General features: G+C 40.6%; 9 protein-coding genes and 1 riboswitch. Of the genes, 3 read left to right on the top strand and 6 right to left on the bottom strand.

The window, feature by feature from the left end:
* Positions 1-131: 131 nt before the first annotated feature.
* Positions 132-2,531: a TonB-dependent receptor gene (locus D0817_RS15015; RefSeq protein ID WP_127339200.1), complete on the top strand. Its 2,400-nt coding sequence runs from the start codon at positions 132-134 to the stop codon at positions 2,529-2,531.
* Positions 2,532-2,614: 83 nt separating this feature from the next.
* Here D0817_RS15015 and D0817_RS15010 read toward each other — a convergent pair whose 3' ends face one another.
* Positions 2,615-3,625 (bottom strand): OmpA family protein, encoded by a 1,011-nt coding sequence (locus D0817_RS15010; RefSeq protein ID WP_127339199.1) that lies wholly within the window; start codon positions 3,623-3,625, stop codon positions 2,615-2,617.
* A gap of 366 nt (positions 3,626-3,991) precedes the next feature.
* Positions 3,992-4,091, top strand: a riboswitch (SAM riboswitch).
* Between the two features lie 282 nt (positions 4,092-4,373).
* Between D0817_RS15010 and D0817_RS15005 the strand changes: the two genes are divergently transcribed.
* Together D0817_RS15005 and D0817_RS15000 are read left to right on the top strand one after the other, a co-directional pair.
* Positions 4,374-5,357, top strand: coding sequence for a TlpA disulfide reductase family protein (locus D0817_RS15005; protein WP_127339198.1), 984 nt, complete (start codon positions 4,374-4,376; stop codon positions 5,355-5,357).
* Positions 5,358-5,385: 28 nt separating this feature from the next.
* The gene (locus D0817_RS15000) at positions 5,386-6,858 is read left to right on the top strand and encodes an aminotransferase class V-fold PLP-dependent enzyme (RefSeq protein WP_238160884.1); all 1,473 of its coding nucleotides are present in this window, start codon (positions 5,386-5,388) and stop codon (positions 6,856-6,858) included.
* A 76-nt stretch (positions 6,859-6,934) separates the two neighbouring features.
* Here the strand turns inward: D0817_RS15000 and D0817_RS14995 are convergent, their stop codons facing one another.
* The 5 genes from D0817_RS14995 to D0817_RS14975 form a co-directional block, all read right to left on the bottom strand.
* Positions 6,935-7,219 (bottom strand): hypothetical protein, encoded by a 285-nt coding sequence (locus D0817_RS14995; RefSeq protein WP_127339196.1) that lies wholly within the window; start codon positions 7,217-7,219, stop codon positions 6,935-6,937.
* Positions 7,220-7,369: 150 nt separating this feature from the next.
* Entirely contained in the window at positions 7,370-7,882 is a 513-nt protein-coding gene (locus tag D0817_RS14990; RefSeq protein ID WP_127339195.1) for a DUF421 domain-containing protein, read from the bottom strand.
* Positions 7,883-8,002: 120 nt separating this feature from the next.
* Positions 8,003-8,389 (bottom strand): hypothetical protein, encoded by a 387-nt coding sequence (locus D0817_RS26055; RefSeq protein WP_193555362.1) that lies wholly within the window; start codon positions 8,387-8,389, stop codon positions 8,003-8,005.
* A gap of 28 nt (positions 8,390-8,417) precedes the next feature.
* Entirely contained in the window at positions 8,418-8,645 is a 228-nt protein-coding gene (locus D0817_RS14980) for a hypothetical protein (RefSeq protein ID WP_127339194.1), read from the bottom strand.
* A gap of 247 nt (positions 8,646-8,892) precedes the next feature.
* Positions 8,893-17,457 (bottom strand): hypothetical protein, encoded by an 8,565-nt coding sequence (locus tag D0817_RS14975; protein WP_127339193.1) that lies wholly within the window; start codon positions 17,455-17,457, stop codon positions 8,893-8,895.

Below are 17,457 nucleotides of genomic sequence, written 5' to 3'. Positions count from 1 at the left end.
TTTAATTAAAAAAAATGTCAAATAAGAGGTTAAACCGGTTTCATGTTTCATTATCTGGAATAATTATAAATAATTTGGTTTATTTTAACACTTCGTATACATTTGCGCTATTAAAAACAATTCTAAATAACATGAAAGTAAAAATATTTCTTCCGCTACTGAGCTTCTTTATGGTGTTGCTTACAGCTGCCACTTCATTTGCACAAACGGGAACTATTAAAGGTACAGTGGTTTTATCTAATGATGAAATTGCCGATAATGTTTCGGTAACTATTAAAGGAACCCACATCGGAACTGTTACAGATGCTCAGGGAAACTACGAGATCAAAAACATTAAGCCGGGGACCTATACACTAAAGGCAGCTGCAGTAGGATTTTCATCGAAAGAAAAAAGTGTTACTGTTACTTCTGGAAGTGAAGTGACAGAAAGCTTTGCTTTGGTAACTACATCTGAAGCACTTACTGAAGTATTTGTTAAAGGAAACGCAAACAAATACACCAAGTCAGAAAGTGAATACGTGTCGAGAATGTCGGTTAAAAACCTTGAAAATTCGCAGGTATACAATGTAGTGACAAAAGAATTAATGAAAGATCAACTGGTAACCAACCAGGATGAAGCGTTGAAAAACGTTCCGGGTATCTACCAGTTATGGGGAGCTACGAACCGTGCCGGTGACGGAGGTTCCTGGTACTCACTACGTGGATTTATTACGCAAAGTTTAGTAAGAAATGGTGTTGCCGGAAAGGTAAACAGCAATTCTGATGCTGCAAATTTAGAGCGAATTGAAGTAATTAAAGGACCTTCTGCTACCTTATTCGGAAACGTACTTTCATCTTACGGCGGACTGATTAACCGTGTTACTAAAAAGCCATACGAGAATTTCGGAGGTGAAATTGCTTACCAAAGCGGAAGTTACGGGGCTAACCGTTTAACAGCTGATGTTAACACTCCTCTAAACGACGATCACACCGCATTATTCAGATTGAATGCTTCTTACAATACAGCCAATACTTTTCAGGATTTCGGCTACTCAAAAAGCTATTTCGCAGCACCCTCTTTCTCTTATAAAGTAAATGACAAGCTTACCCTTTCTGTCGATGCCGAAATTGGGAATCAGGATAACTCAGGTATGCCTTTAATTTACCTTGGCGGAACACCGGCTGCTATCGGAATCAGCAATGCAAAAGATATCAACATCAACTACAAAAGATCATTTTTAGGAGATGAGTTTGTGACCAATACCAAAACATTCAACGTTTTTGCACAGGCCAGTTATAAAATCTCTGACGAATGGACTTCACAGTCTATATTCAGCAGCAATTCTAATAAAGCGGCAGGTCCTCAAACCTGGTTCTATCTTTTGCCAAACGAGCAGTTATCAAGAAATGCCTGGAATACCAACGGAAAAGACAATGCACTGGAATTCCAGCAAAACTTTAATGGAGACTTCGTTCTTTTCGGAGCATTAAGAAACCGTTTATTGGTAGGTGGTGACTTGTTTTACGGTACGAATAAAATCGGATTTCAGAGTTTTCAAAATTATGCCCCTTACGACGTAGTAAATTATAACGGAGCCACTCCTAATTATTACGATTTCAACCCGATAAACGTAAATGCCAGGCTGGTTGGAAATGGCAGTAATGCCCTTTACCTGAGTTCTGCATCTATATCAACTTACAGTGCGTATGTTGCAGATGCCATTAGCGCAATAGATGACAGATTGATCCTTTCGGCAGCAGTTCGTTATGACTATTTTGAAAATAAAGGAACATTTGATGCGGCTTCAGACACGAAACCGGACAGCTTCTCACAGAATGCATTCTCACCAAAGTTTGGTGCAGTTTTCCAGATTATAAAAGATCAGTTGTCTGTATTTGGTAATTACCAGAATAGTTTTACCAACAAAGGATTCTTAAATGCCAATGTTGGCGGTACTCTTGTGATGAAACAATTTGATCCTGAAAAAGCAAATCAGTTTGAAGGGGGTATAAAAGTGAATGCTTTTCAAAATAAAGTAAGCGCTACCGTTAGTTACTATAACATTAAAGTTAAAGATATTGTAACATCAGACCCAACGTTACCAAATGCAAGCATCCAGAATGGTACGCAATTCAGCAAAGGTTTTGAGGTGGAGGTTACAGCCAACCCAATTCCGGGATTGAACCTTCTTGTAGGTTATTCTAAAAATGAATCTGAATTAAACGATTTACGACCTATAACAGCAGGACCGGAGAATTTGATCAACTACTGGTTCAGCTATAACCTTCAGGCGTCTAAGCTGAAAGGATTAGGTTTAGGATTTGGAGGTAATTACGGAGATGCTACATTTATCTACAACAATGGTCCGGGACAGACTTTTGAACTTCCATCGTATTCTGTTGTAAATGCTGCATTGTACTACGATCAGCCTAAATACAGAGTTTCGTTGAAAGTAAATAACCTTACAGACGAATTGTACTTCAACGGTTACAGCACAGTCAACGTTCAGGCTCCACGCACCATGATGGGAAGTGTAACGTATAAATTCTAATCGAATTTAAAAACAGCTAATGACAAAAAAAGCCTTTTCGTGATGAAAAGGCTTTTTTATTGTTTTCAGGTTTATTTTTTATATTAGATTTTAACCAGTTCTACTCTTCGGTTTTCGGCTTTATTTTCTTCTGTATTATTTTCTTTCAAAGGCTTTTCAGAACCAAATCCGGCGGCTTTTAAACGTTTGGTATCAATTCCTTTTGCTGCCAAAGCATACATGACGGTATTGGCCCTGTCACTGGAGAGTTTTTGGTTTTTAACAGCGGTGCCAGTGTTATCCGTATGGCCTTCTATTGATAATTTAAGGTTTGGATTAGCAGTAAGCAAGGCGAAAATTTCGGCTACAATTTTTTCTCCATCCGGCTGTAAAGTAGCTTTGTCCGTAGCAAAATTGATATGCAGAATGGCTTTACCTGTTTTGTCAATGTCACTTTTCATTTGTTCGGCTGAATATTTTTTGATGGTTTGTTCAAAATTTTTGAGTTCCATGATAAAAACATTTCCCTGTGCCGAATTGGACTGAACGTTTACCATATATTTTTTACCCCCGTTTTTGAAAGCGTAAACAGCAAACGGGGCATCACTTTCCCTTAAAAGGCCACTGGTACCGTGCTTTCCGGTCCACATATTTTTTTCCAGTTTTGCTCTTTGATTTTCATCCTCCGGAAAATCACCCTGGTATATTTTTTTCGCACCTATTTTGTCAAGGTAGTCGTAAACACTTTTATCAAAAAGTTTTTGATTGAAATCTTTACCTTCTGCATCTTCAAAAGCTAAAATTCCCAATTTACCCTCGGTAGTATAGATGTTATTTCCAATAAAATTTTCCATTGTTTCGTACTCAAAAAACTCAGAAAGGCCCTCTTTTGCGTGGGCTATCCGAAGTCCGGCAGGAGCAGTAATAAAAGGGAAATTGCCAATATTTTGTAAGTCGGGAATCTCATCCCAGTTTATTTCCGTTGACGCTGCTTCGTTACCGGTGGCTGGCGTAGAAGGAACCTGCGTTTTTGGTTCCGTGTTTTCAATTTTTTCTTCTTTTTTACAGGAAAATAAAGTGATTGCTAATAGGGCAACAAGGACTGTTTTTTTCATTTTTAAATTATAGTTTAGATGCGCAGAATAGAGTATACTAACTTCTTGTTTTAGGCCATAAAAAAAATTCAGTTATACTGTTTCATGCTGATTTTAAATAGTTTTCATTTTTAGTATAGCTAATATAAAACTATTTATCAGAAGCTTTATTGTTTTTTAAGGACAAACTATTCCTTCCGTAGCAATTTTTCAACGAAATCATTCTGGAAGCAGAACTGTTTTTTATTGAATTGTAATGTGTTTAATTACACTGTTTTACGATCCTAAAGAGGGTGATTTTATACAAAAACTAAAAATATTTTAAATTAACTCTACTAAGTTTATAGAATTTGTATATATTTGCAACAGCAGAAAAAAATTCTGTGTGACTTATCCAGAAAGACGGAGGGAATAGGCCCGATGATGTCTTAGCAACCTGTTGCCAAATAAGGTGCTAAATCCTTCCGCTGTAGCGGACAGATAAGAAAGATTGCTTCAATCTGAATAAGGTCATCATTGTAAAATTATTTATTATTTAAAATGAAAACCAACTCCTGTTTTTTAAATACCAGTTATGAGTTTTGAATTCACTTTTCGACGAAAACAGTCTTTCCGGTTTCCGAATGCGAAAGCACTAATTAATTCCCCAAATTTTTAAAAGCATTTGCTAAAGGCCTTTTGACATGGCTTGCAGGAATTCTTTTTCCCAACTTAAACTAGAATAAAATAAAAAAATCGTATTCAGCGTTTCACTTAACCATCAAAAAAAATGAAAAAAATACTAGCAGGTTTTGCCTTATTTCTTGGAGCAGTACAGATTCAGGCACAGGAAAGTAATTTACAATTAAAAGGAACTGTTGCCGATACAGTGGTGTCGTATGTTTATCTGCAAAAGTTTCACAATAAAATGTTTACCACAATAGATTCTGCAAAAGTCAAAGACGGAAATTTTAGTTTCAAAACTAAAGTCAAAACACCGGAATTATATGGTTTAAGTGTCAACACAGCAGAATCGCCCTTATATATTTTCCTTGAAAGAGATCCCATTACCGTACAATTAAGTCCGAAGAAATATTATTATACTTCTGTAGTGGAAGGCTCTGAAAGCCAGAATTTGTTTGATGCGTACCGAAAAGCGAAAGATCCCGAAATCAGTAAATTCATTACAGAGCACCCTAAATCAATAGTTTCAGCTTATGTTTTGTACAGAAACTGGTCGTACAGATTAACACCGGAACAAATTACCGGAAACATTGCTTTACTCGATAAAAGTCTACAAGGCACCACTTACGTGAAAGAGCTCAAAGAACTGGTTACGGTTTTAGACGGATTGGCGGTTGGAAAAAAAGCGCCCGATTTTACAGCTAATGATCCACAGGGAAAACCGGTTCGTCTTTCTGAAAACCTGAAAGGCTATACTTTAGTAGACTTCTGGGCTTCCTGGTGCGGACCCTGCCGAAGAGAAAATCCAAATGTAGTCGCAGCTTACCAGGAATTTCACGACAAAGGCTTTAATATCGTCGGCGTTTCGTTGGATAAAAAGAAAGAAAACTGGATTAAAGGAATTCAGGAGGATCATTTAAGCTGGCTGCACGTTTCCGATTTATTGTTCTGGAACAGTGCGGTGGCCAAATTATATGGTGTAAGAGCCATTCCCGGGAATTATTTAGTCGACTCAAAAGGAATTATCGTAGCAAAAAACCTTCACGGGGAAGAATTACAGACCACGCTTCAATCGCTTTTGAACAAATAAAATTTACTTAATTTAAATGATAAAGGAAATGAATGTTATTGAGCCAACAGAAAAACCAATTGAATTAGAGTGTTATTTCTCTCAGTTTAGAGCAAATACAATAGGAGTACACCATTGTTTTAAATCCGTTTATGGAAAACAAAACCTGCTGTATGCAGATTGGGTGGCCAGCGGAAGATTATACGCTCCGATTGAGGACATTATGCTTACTAAAATTGGTCCGATGATTGCCAATACGCATTCGTTTTCCAGCCAGACCGGAAAAGCTTCGACGTATGCCTACCAGTACGCGAGGGAAATTATTAAAAAGTCGGTTAATGCCAATGAAGCTGATGTTCTGGTGACCACAGGAACCGGAATGACAGCAGCCTTATCAAAACTGCAAAGAATAATGGGGTTGAGAACCAGCGATGAAGAAGACAAACCTGTTGTTTTCATCACACATATGGAGCATCATTCCAATCAGGTTCCCTGGTATGAAAGCAATGCTGAAGTTGTAATTTTACCTCCTGGTGAAAATAATCTGGTTGATCCCGAAATTCTTTCCGCAGCAATTAAAAAATACGCGGGCAGAAGCTTAAAGATAGGTTCGTTTACGGCTTGTTCGAATGTGACGGGAATTATTACGCCGTATCATGAATTGGCTAAAATCATGCACCAGCACGGCGGACTTTGTTTTGTTGATTTTGCTGCTTCGGCACCCTATGTAAAAATCGATATGCATCCCAAAGATCCCGAACAACAGCTGGACGCTATTTTCTTTTCGCCGCATAAATTTCTAGGCGGACCCGGAACTTGTGGTATTTTGGTTTTTAATGAGAACTTATACAAATCTGATTTTCCCGATAATCCCGGAGGAGGAAATGTCAAGTGGACGAACCCTTTGGGCAAATATTGTTACAGCGATGTCATAGAAGTACGGGAAGACGGTGGAACTCCGGGGTTTCTTCAGGTGATCCGGGCTGCCCTGGCATTGGAATTAAAGGAAAAAATGGGCGTGGAAAACATCAAAAAAAGGGAAAAAGAACTGCTGGATCATTGCTTTTCAAGACTTCAGAAAATAAAAGGGCTTTCTGTCTTGGGGGATCTGCAAACGGAACGAATTGGATGTGTTTCTTTTGTCATTGAAGATATTCACTATAACTTAATCGTACGGCTTTTAAATGACCGGTTCGGCATCCAGGTTCGTGGCGGCTGGTCCTGCGCCAGTACGTATGCGCATTATCTTTTTAATATCAACGAGAAAAAATCGGCAGAAATTACCAACGAGCTGCTGGAACGAAACCAAACCAATAAGCCGGGCTGGGTGCGTTTGTCACTGCATCCGATCATGAGGAATGAGGAACTGTCATTTGTCTGTGATGCAATTGAGCAGGTGGTTCTACATTATAAAGAATGGCAGAAAGAGTATCAATATAATCCGGCCACCAATGAATTTGAAAACCATAAAATCAAAGAAACCATAGCTGATGAAGTAAAGACATGGTTTACGTTAGCGTAAACCTAATTGGTATAAAAAAAATAAACCTGATAACTTTTTAAAAGCTGTCAGGTTTACTTCTGTTTTTATTTCAATTTTAGCTCATCATTATAAAAGTTCCGGGCTCCTCGTCACTTTCTTCTTTCCTCTCCTCATCGGATTCCTCTTCTTCCCAGTCATTTTCATCATACTCCGATTCGAAATCATCTTCAAGGTCCTCTTCCAGTTCTCCAAGCTCTAAGTTGTAATGATTACTGGCTGCTAATGAAGATGCAGCACCGCCTTCCAGGTAATCATCATAATGCAGGAGCAACTGTTCTTCGTAAGAGGTAAGATCACCTGCAGATTCATCAAATGTGTATAAGTAATTTTGGGATTTCATATATATCAGTATTAAATTAATTGCTTTTCCAGTTGCCTGACCTTTGTATTAGGCACTTTTAAAGGTACAGTTTATACAAGGGGTGCATTTATATAATTTTTGCAAATGATTGTTTAATTTTCATCACAATCGCGTATAAAAATGGATTGCCTAAGGTTTAATATCATCTAAAGAACTAATTCCGTTTCCTTCTGATTTCCGCACTACTGTGATTTGTCCGTTCAGTTCCATGACAACAGCTTTAACGTCTTCAATCTGATCGATGCCCGAATTTCTAATTGTTGAAAATACTTCCCCTTTTGTTATGGCTTCTTTGGCCATGGCTTTTTCTATGAAGTTTCCATCATAGAAAATCAGGCTCGGCATTGCATTAATAAGTTTTTCCATTTTCCGGGACGAACGTGCTGTTTTCGCAAAAATGTATTGTAATATAATAATCAGGAACAGCACAATAGCACCCTCTATGAGAGGTACAATGGCCAGCATCATATACGACAATGTCGATCCCAAAGCGACTGTTACTACAAAATCAAAGGCATTAAGTTTGGCCAGGGTACGTTTGCCTGAAATCCTGACGAAAAAAAATAACGTGATAAATGCAATGACGGTAGCAAGGACAACATGCCCGATGCTTTTCCAGTCTTTAAAAAATAGTTCTTCCATATCCTGCTCATTAATTGCTTCGCAAACAAATTTTCCAAGTCATAAAAATGAAAACCCCGGTAATAGTTACTACAGAGGTTTTCTTTATATAATTCAATTATACTAGTGCTTTGAAAGTGCTTAGTCTATTTTCAGACTGTCATCCGTAAAGGTTTCCGGTTCCGGTTCACGGTCGTTTTCATCATAGTCTTCTACAAGATCATCGTCCAGATCATCTTCTTCCAGATCATCTTCTTCTAAATCATCTTCTTCTAAATCGTCTTCTTCCAGTTCACTATCATCGAAATCCTCTTCGGTATCTTCCTGATCGTCTCTTTCTAGTGCATTGGAGAATTCATTATCGAGATAATCACCACTGGCTGCATCGCCATTGGAATCTAAAAATTGCTCTTGTTGTGTCTCTTCGTCGCCAAGCTGCTCTTGTTGGTACTGGTCTACATAGCTTGGGTTGTTCTCATTGAAATTAGGTTCGTTTGAATCATAATCTCTGTTGTTATCTGTAATCATAGTATTTATATTTAAGTAGTTAAAAATCCTAACTGTTAGTTGCTGCGCTTCCGGTACTTCCGGCGCCGCCCGAATTGTTGTTTCCTTCTTCTTCTTCATGACGATTCGGATCTGTTCCGTCTTCATGACGTTCGTCTTCCCAGTCGCCGGTGTTGGCCTGTTCACTAGGGTTGTTATCGTCTGCCTGACTTGCCAGTTGTGCATGATATGGGCATTTTTGAAGTTCTTCGCTGGTGTAATTGTTTACATTTTCCATGACTTTATATTTTTTAGTTTTTTTAATATGCTAAAATTAGAGCATGACTACAGATTTCGACTTACAGGAAAAGTAGGATTTGTTATCAAATTAACATGCAGTGTGTCATAACTTTAAGAGGGTATGGTTACTCATATTCGGTAATTTACCAATGATTTGAATTTATTATAAAAGCAGGAATCCCGGATATAGACCCGGGATTCTTTTTTATTTCTGCTTTAATTAAAAGTAAAAAAAAAAACGTTTATTATGGTGTTATAGCCGTTAGCGGCAATGTAAACGGAATTTGCAGTATCGGCACATAACTGTCTGTTACGGAATAAGCGGTTAACATAAAAGTGAATGTTCCGGCATTAGTTTGCGGATTATTGTTTTCGATCCAGCTGTTTATTCCGTTAGTAATGAGATCGGCAATGCTTTTTCCGTGGTCAGCTATGGTCAGTTCAGTAGGAGTGACCAGCAATACCGGCACGTCTATGGGGAAAGTTGTTTCCGGAATGACATAACTGTAATCACATTGCATTTTTATGGTAAACTCCGTAATAGCCTCATTTATGTTTTCTGTTAAGGAATCAAACAATGCCAGCAGCTGTACATTAAGCGTACGGGTTGGCGCTACCGGATAGGCAGTTGTTCCGATGGTGTTGATCGCTATAGCACTATTGGCATTTAATAACGGAATCAGTTTGTTGTAGAACATCACCTGAGGCGTCTGGTAGATAAACAACGGATTGGTGGTCTGCCATGTTCCATCTTCATTCTGTAACAATTCTTCGTTTCTGATCACGGCAACACTGCTCCAGGCGTTTTGTGCACTTAGAATATCAAGTCCGTTCAGCAGAACGGTTCTTGACGGATCGTTATTTCTGTCCTCGTATAAGAGGTAAATACGATTTCCATCGTTGTCCAGAGTGTAATACAGATATTCATTTTCTTCGCCTTCAACTCCTTCACTTGTGTACCCCGCAATGGCAACATTGATAGCAACATCAGCAGATTGTTCGTTATTAGAAACAATGCTTACCACTAAGTATTCTGTTGCTTCCTGTGCACTTTCTGTAATGGTGTACGCAAGCGTATAAGGCGGCGCGGGAGCAGTAGCGCCTGTTTTAGCCTGTAAAACCGGTTTTCGTGGGTTCACCTGATTGGTAATGGACCATTGCTCCGCGACCTGATCTATAATATCAATAAAGGCGAGCATAGCATAACGTGCGTTGACAGCCAATGCAGAATCAGCATTTAAAGTGGCAGGCGTAAGAAGGGCAAGGCAATTATCAAAATCAGCATTAATTAAAGGATACGAATCAATAAATTGTGCCAGTGCCTGATACAGGTTTACATTAGGAGTATTTGCACTTGCATAAAAACTTTGGTTTTCATCGGTAACGTTAAATTGAATTTCCGTTACAATAGTATCCTGTGCTGCCGAAGGATTTTGGTACGTGTAATAATACTCCCATAAACGGGCTTGCTGTACGGTGATCGGTTTTCCCTGGTTTGTTTCATTGACCGGATAATCAAAGTTCTGTGCCGATATTGACGGTGGCGTCGGGTAGGCGCGCAATGGCACCGGAATTGTTGTTTCGCCTACATCACTCATCCCGGCAAGCGGGCTTTCTTTCTGGTCAACATCGCCATCAAGCGGAATAATAAACGTCAGCCACGAAGAAGCAAGATAATCGGCCAGATCGGGGATTTGTGTAATATCAAATTCCAGATGGCTTACGCTATATTCCATATCCCCAAAAGAAAAACTGCGGCTTTCTGCGGCATCTTTGGCTTCAAACATATACGTTAGCCATGAGCTGCCATCGGCGGTCGGGACTTTTGCTGTTGACAAGGAATACTCGGTTGATTTCGGAATAGTATCCGATCCGGCCATCGAAGGATCAAGGCCCAGCATTTTTCCGTAAAGGGAAGGAACATAAGGATATTGCGGCGGTACATTGTTTGAATAGGCATAGGCAGTACCTTTATAAGATGAACTGATACTCGCAGTAGTCTGAACAGAGGCTACATAACGGTAGGCGTTGGCAAGTTGTATAAGGATCTGCTGTTTCCATTTTTCCTGTGCATTGCCAATATTTGACGGTTCTTTTCCACCGCCGGGTTCTATAATAAAATCAATAGTCCCTTCAATAGCTTCTGCCAGTTTTTGTTTAGCATCCAATATACGCTGCAGGTAATCAGGATCCCCCTCAAATACAGCATTGGCAGTCAGTAGAAAGGCAGGGACGGCATATGTAGGACTCAGGAATTTATCCACGGCCTGTAAAAACTGCAAGCCCCAGCTGTCCATATCAATACTGCTGTAATTTTTGGTAACACCATTGTCTGCCGGATAAGGCTGGCCTTGCTGGTAAGTGGCTATTTTAGCAGAGAAAGACTGTAAACTCGTCGCGAGTGGAATAGGGGCAAAGTAATACACCTGTTCCTTATTAAAATCAAATTTAAGGCCGTTAGCGCCCGTACTGTCAAAACGTACCATCCAGAGCGGTGCATTTGCTGTAGTGTCACTGTTTCCTTTTGTTAAATTGGCTCCGGTAGCGGCTTTTAGTACGATACCTGTATTCGGCTGGTTGATAAAAGCAGCTTCAAATTGCTGCGCAAAATAAGAAAGGGCCAGCATACCGTTTACGCCGTTATCTGATAAAGGCTGAATGACGGTATTGGACAGTGCTACTCCTGGAACATTGGCAAAATTAGGATCTAAATTCGCAATACGCTGCATCGTCAGACTGGTAGAAATCAGTGAAATTTCAGGTAAGGTGGTGATATTAGCCGTGGTTACATCGGTATTGATGGTATACGTTTGCACCGCAGCAGGCTGCTGACCGGCGATGATTGCTTTTAAATAAGCAATTATTGGATTGATAAAATGAGTCAGCAAATCACTGTTGGCGATGTTATGATCGGTTGCCGTAAGTACGCCTTGAGCATTTGCCTGATCTTCAACTGTTGTAGTATAATGAATTACCATATCAATGTTATCAAGCTGATAATAGATATTCATATACGTAATCATATCAATCTGTGCATTATTTTCTGCTCCGTTTCCTATATAACGGACTGTATTGAAATTAAAATTCAGACTAAGGTTTGGTTTGCCGTTAACCGGGCTAAACAAATAGGATACCGATACGGATGGCCATTGACTGATTGCAATAATGGCATCTGCATATAATAACTGCATGGCTGCATGTAACGGAGTCGTACCATTAGGCGGTACATTTCCAAACATATCCTGCCAGTTAAGTACCATTTGCACCGTCGTTCCGATACCCGCATACGGATTTGGATATTCAGGATCTGTTTCGGCTGACTGTACATATTTGTAGTAAGGTACAACAGCACTGTAATTCCAGTCTTCCGTATCGTCATTAGCTGAAGGGTTTCCGCTTTTGGTATTGGCAATAGCTTCATCATCCATCGAATCTACGGGTCCGGCAGGTGTCGGATTTATATAGTCAGGCAGGGAAGGGACAGTCAGTCCGATCAGGTTGAATTGCGTTTCCAAATAGATTTCATCTTCTTCGATGGTCGGTACCGGTTGTGTGGGCACATATTCCCCCGGATTTTTGCGCGAAACTTCATAACCGACTGTTCCCGGCAATAAAGTGGCAACACGGGTGGTATACTGTTGTGCGATTGGTGCCGTATCCGGTGACTGTACATAAACAGAAGTATTGGAGGTATCAATAGCATCTCCTATGACGACACTGTTTACAAACGGGCTTAAGATTAAATCATCATAGGTAATCACCAATGTCATATTGGCCATTCCGTTACCTGCGAAGAGCGTATCGGGCAATCCTTTATTTTCGCTGTTGTTATAGTAGAAGTAAAAACCACCACTACGGACAATACTGCATTCCCATAAGAGTTTAATAAAGTCTCCGGCATTATTAAGTGTATTGTAATTTCTTTCAGGAACTTCAAGAACAGGATTTCGCAACAACATTCCTTCTGCAGGATTAGTTTCTGTTGAAAGATTGGCCTGTACGATGGCCGTTTTAAGAGCACCATTCGCATCTGAAATGTAGCCTCCTTCGGAATTTTGTGTCGGATCTGGCTGGTACAATACCTGAATCTGCTGAATGGTTTTGCTTCCGTCACTATCATTATTGGTATTCAGGTACGTCAGCAGTTCCTGCAAATAAACAGTTCCCGCATCATCGGCACCGACCAGATTGTACATATTATTGGACAATGGTGTAACCTGTCCGTCTACGGCTGTTATCTTCTGCAAAGAGAAATTAACAACTGTTCCCCAGGTGTAATTTGTTACGTTGGCCTTGCTGGTTCCGGCACTGGTCGTGGTTAAAGTTTTGACATCAAAAAGCCAGTTTCCGCTTTCTGCAAAAATGGTTGTTAAGTTGGAAGGTAATTTCCACAACACAGGTTTATTTGTGATACCGTTGTAATAATCGCCGGGATACTGCCAAAGTGCGGGAGCTCCTAATGAAAATGTCTGTGGGGTATCATTATAGTTGATCAGCGCACTTGGCCCGTACGAAAGGGTTGGCGACAACGTAATCGCTGCCACATCATGTATGTGCTGAATCTCGCTATCATCAATAGTTATGGTGAGGGTGTTATCAGTACCTGAAATCATATTAATCCAGGACACATTTGGATTTTGCAGGAGTACCGAATATTTGTCACCTGCTTTTAAGGTGGAAGGAATAGCAATCTGCTGACCTGTCAGTACATATAACGGCTGCGTTATTCCTTTGGAAGCATCAGGCGGCTGAGGCAATCTCAGACCGTGAAGCATAAAACGGGATGCCATACCTCCAATTCCCTGCACACTGTCTGCTACGGCAGTGGTTACCACATCACTAACTTTTGCTGAAAATGTTTCCTGTTGGTTCAGGTAATCAGACGCTGCCTGCAAGGCCTGTTTGGCAAGCAAAGCGATAAAATCCGTAAACATAAAGGTCGGGAAGGACAGATTATGCTGTTCTTCATAAGTAGGATCCGATACATTGCTGCAATCGGAAGAATCATAATATTCTGCCGTAATACCAGACTGGTAATCCACACCCGAAGAAGCAAGGAGCACCGTTATATCGCTGATATAATTTTGGGTACCGGTCATGTTTTGCGTAGCAAAGTTCACCGCTGTACCGGCAGTGCCGTTCAGATCGGTATTCAGGATCAGCTCAGGTACGACGGGGAAAACGGCTGCATCCATCGTCCCGCTTTGGGTGGCATCAACAGCGCGGATGTTCAGCTCGAAATAGGTGCTGAAAAAAGTCTGTATATCATCGTGTGCCGCATTTATATAATTGAATGGCGCAACATGGTTGGGTCTTGTATTAAAATAACAAAGAAGGGTATCAATCTGATCTGCCGTTATAGTTTGTGCTTTCAGCCAGTCCAGACCTGTATTTTCATTTGTATTTCCAATAAGGGCATTAATAGCCCAGTAGAGTACGCCTTCGGTCAGGGCAGAAAGACTATTGTCGTCTGCGTCTGTGTTAATATACAGCATCGACGCATATTGCGGCCCGGCAGCTCCTGTTTCTCCGGATACCGTAAGTTGAGGGAAAAACAACAGGTCAAGAGGCACTTTTACAGCGGGCTGAATCGGCTGCCATTTCAGGTATATTGGCGCTGCTGCCAGTTTCAGCAGTCTGGCATTTCTGTCGGCCAGTTCGAATGGTGCCGCAGCTCCTAATCCTTTTACAGGACAATAATTCCATGGTGCCAGTGCCGATGTGTCACTGCCGATGATAAACGAGGCACTAACGGTGGCACTAAAGTGTAAGGATACTTTAATGGAGAATAATCCCAGATTAATTTTAACAGTCAGTTTGACGGAAACACCGGCTTCGAAGGTAATCGGGATCGGTTTGTAACTTTCAATAACCATGGTGATATAGGCATAAGCCATAATGTCGAGTCTCGCCGATATAATGGCAAAATTAATTTCACCATAAATATGCCCGGTCAGACCAAAAGTCCCTGTAATTTTATAATACGTTTCATCATGGGTATCTAAAGAGGTATTGGCACTGAAAAAGCCCAGTACACCCTGAAAAATACCCACTGCGGTTAAAGAAAGCCCTGCTTTTAAGATCCCTTCATCAACGGTTTTTCCAACCCCTAACGAAAGCCCTAAACCAAATTCAATAACGGGGTTAAAAACGCCGCAGGTTGTAGTCGGTACATTACTTGAAGTTGCGCCGCTGAGGTAGCCGAAATAGAATCCGCCAAACCCCAGAAAAGGGAATACCTGTACAGAGAACGAACGCGAGAAATCGGTAATGCTGGCAGGAAAGCCAAAGTCAAGGTAAAAATTACCATTGGTATATACTTTTACGCCAATAAGCGGAAGCGTAACAGAAACGGCTCCAAATTCAAGGTGTCGGAACTGGTCCGGCAATTGAAGGTCAATCTGATACATTCCGATAGCATCGTTTATTTTTTTATAAAGAATTTCAAATTGCAGGTTTTTAAAAGCACCTGCATCGGGGCTGACTCCAATCAGCAAACCGTACATGTTAGGGTCGTTGAATACGGCTGCGATGCGATAGAACTTGGCCACTGTAAAATCTGTCCCTATCAGCCAGTTGCTGTTCTGGTCAAATACCAGAGTACCCGGTTTGGTGCTTTCGGAAATTGCCGGTACCGGTATCGCAGTTGAACTGTCATCTGATGAACTGGTAAAGGCAGTCTCTAACGCCGTAATTGCGGCATCTACTGAATCCAGCGCCGGAACATCATACATGCTGACATGCTGTCCCATTGCCAGTAATTTCAGGTCAAAAAACTCGCTGCCCATTCCCGGTACAGCGGGCATTTTTGTAGCATCACTTCCTTTACCGTCTTTTTGTAAGGGAGAGTCATTTTCGATAGGAAGCCCTAAGAACGTACCGTCAATAAAGATATAAACACCGCTGCCTGCAATCGAATCGTCTTTGGTAATTTTGAGCGCTTTTATATTAATGAAGCCTAAATCTACATTTACAGGAATGCTGGCTACAATGCTGCTTTGTGCGGAATCTTTGTAGCGGGTGTAGGTAAATTCGAAACCGGACAGATCGATACTGTTTAATAAATTCCATGGAGCAGGGAGGCTAAAACCGGGACTGAAGGTTCCTACCAGTGTGCTGACGATTTCTCCGAGTGAAATTTTATCAAATTTAATATCGATGATATCATTTTTAGCACCGCTGGTGTAGGTAATGGTACTTGCAAATTCGGGTATTTTTAAATACACTTCGGTATCGGGTGTACCAAATTTATAGCCAACAATAAACGTCAGCCCAAGCATTTTAGAGGCATCGGCTGTACCGGTAATGGTTCCGGAAGTTTTGCCCTCCGTGTATACAATATCTACATTGGCACTCAGGTCTAAATTAAAAGAACTGTATTCCAAATGCCACGCCACATCGCCTTTCACTTTGTAGGTCGATGATTTTGCTTTGTCATCAGGTAAAATATCAGTAAAACTTATATTTTTTATGCTTGGTAAATTGTCTTTTACCCAGCCCGGTATAGTATCGTAACCCATACCAAAAGCCTGCAAAAACGTAACGGCAATATCGCCTAATGAAATCACCTGATCTTTGCCGGTAGTGGCACCAAAGGTCCAGGCTTCTGCATCATAGCCTGCATATATATTCAAATCAACTCCGGAATCGGGTGTAGAAGGTCCAATATGAAAAGTTCCTGCTATTTTTCCGGTAGTTGCCCCCTGCTGGCTGTTAATTTCTAATGTTAAGCCCGTCATAATGAGACTCAGGTCCGGATTTGTTATGCTAAAAAAGGTCCAGTTTGAGACAATATCACAGTTGACGGAATAATCTTTTGATGTTGGGGCAATCATAACATTCAATGTGGTGATTTCCGAATTTAAATCAGGCGAAGCTGCCGACCAGAACATACTTAACAAATCCCCCAATTGAATAGTGCCTGAATCCAGGCTCACCTGCGCTTTAAAATCAGGTACTGTTGCGTTTAAAGTTAATAAATTGGATCCTGGCTGTCCAATAGTAAAACTTCCTGTAATAATAAAAGAAGTAGAAATTGTTGCTGCATTACCCGGATTTTGAATCATAGCAGTTATACCAATATTGGTGACGCTCATTTTGGGTAGGATCTGCCAGACATATGCCGGATCTGTGCCAATAGCAACTGCGATATAATTGACTTCATGTCCTACACTGTCGTACATGATATCGATTTCCTGCAGTCCCAAATCGGTTAAAGTACTAAAGGGCTGTGGTAGTGCCGCGGTTAGATTTACACCGCCTACGAGCTGGAAAAAATTTGATATATTAGGCAGTGGGGCATTAAAACTTCCCTGAAAAAGCCATGTGTTGTCCACAACAGGGTAACTCATTTGTACCGTAAGGCTAACTCCTGTATTGATTGTGCCTCCAATAGAACCAACAACAGTGGTACTGCTGTCGTAAACCAGAACTCCTATAAATGGATTTGAAAATGAAAACCAGTTTATTCCGGGAATTTCCCATTTACCACTATTCTGAGTAGCCGTCAGATCAGAAGAGATTCCTACGTCTGAATCACTGAAAACAAAAGTGGTCTGCATAGTAATGCCGTCCATGGAGTCACTGTTTCCGGTAAGGGTAAACTCAATAAGGGTATCGTTCCACTCAGCTGGTACTACTACTGCCTGAGTTATGGTAAAGTTAGTCCCGTCTATAATACCAGTATAAAAACTGCCTATTTTATCTGTGCTTAATACGTCAGGCACAAGGTTAAAAGTACCGTTTCCATTCGTTATTTGTGTTTGAATGGATTGATAAAGGCTTTTTAATGTAAGTGTATCTTGTACCAT

It is taken from the genome of Flavobacterium cupreum, from assembly GCF_003996965.1.
Classification (GTDB): domain Bacteria; phylum Bacteroidota; class Bacteroidia; order Flavobacteriales; family Flavobacteriaceae; genus Flavobacterium; species Flavobacterium cupreum.
This window is presented reverse-complemented; position numbering and strand designations above follow the sequence as displayed.

What these genes read in the sequence shown, in the direction of transcription:
- D0817_RS15015 (WP_127339200.1), top strand. Translation starts at nt 132, where the DNA reads ATGAAAGTAAAAATATTTCTTCCGCTACTGAGCTTCTTTATGGTGTTG.
- D0817_RS15010 (WP_127339199.1), bottom strand. Translation starts at nt 3,625, where the DNA reads ATGAAAAAAACAGTCCTTGTTGCCCTATTAGCAATCACTTTATTTTCC.
- D0817_RS15005 (WP_127339198.1), top strand. Translation starts at nt 4,374, where the DNA reads ATGAAAAAAATACTAGCAGGTTTTGCCTTATTTCTTGGAGCAGTACAG.
- D0817_RS15000 (WP_238160884.1), top strand. Translation starts at nt 5,386, where the DNA reads ATGAATGTTATTGAGCCAACAGAAAAACCAATTGAATTAGAGTGTTAT.
- D0817_RS14995 (WP_127339196.1), bottom strand. Translation starts at nt 7,219, where the DNA reads ATGAAATCCCAAAATTACTTATACACATTTGATGAATCTGCAGGTGAT.
- D0817_RS14990 (WP_127339195.1), bottom strand. Translation starts at nt 7,882, where the DNA reads ATGGAAGAACTATTTTTTAAAGACTGGAAAAGCATCGGGCATGTTGTC.
- D0817_RS26055 (WP_193555362.1), bottom strand. Translation starts at nt 8,389, where the DNA reads ATGATTACAGATAACAACAGAGATTATGATTCAAACGAACCTAATTTC.
- D0817_RS14980 (WP_127339194.1), bottom strand. Translation starts at nt 8,645, where the DNA reads ATGGAAAATGTAAACAATTACACCAGCGAAGAACTTCAAAAATGCCCA.
- D0817_RS14975 (WP_127339193.1), bottom strand. Translation starts at nt 17,457, where the DNA reads ATGGTACAAGATACACTTACATTAAAAAGCCTTTATCAATCCATTCAA.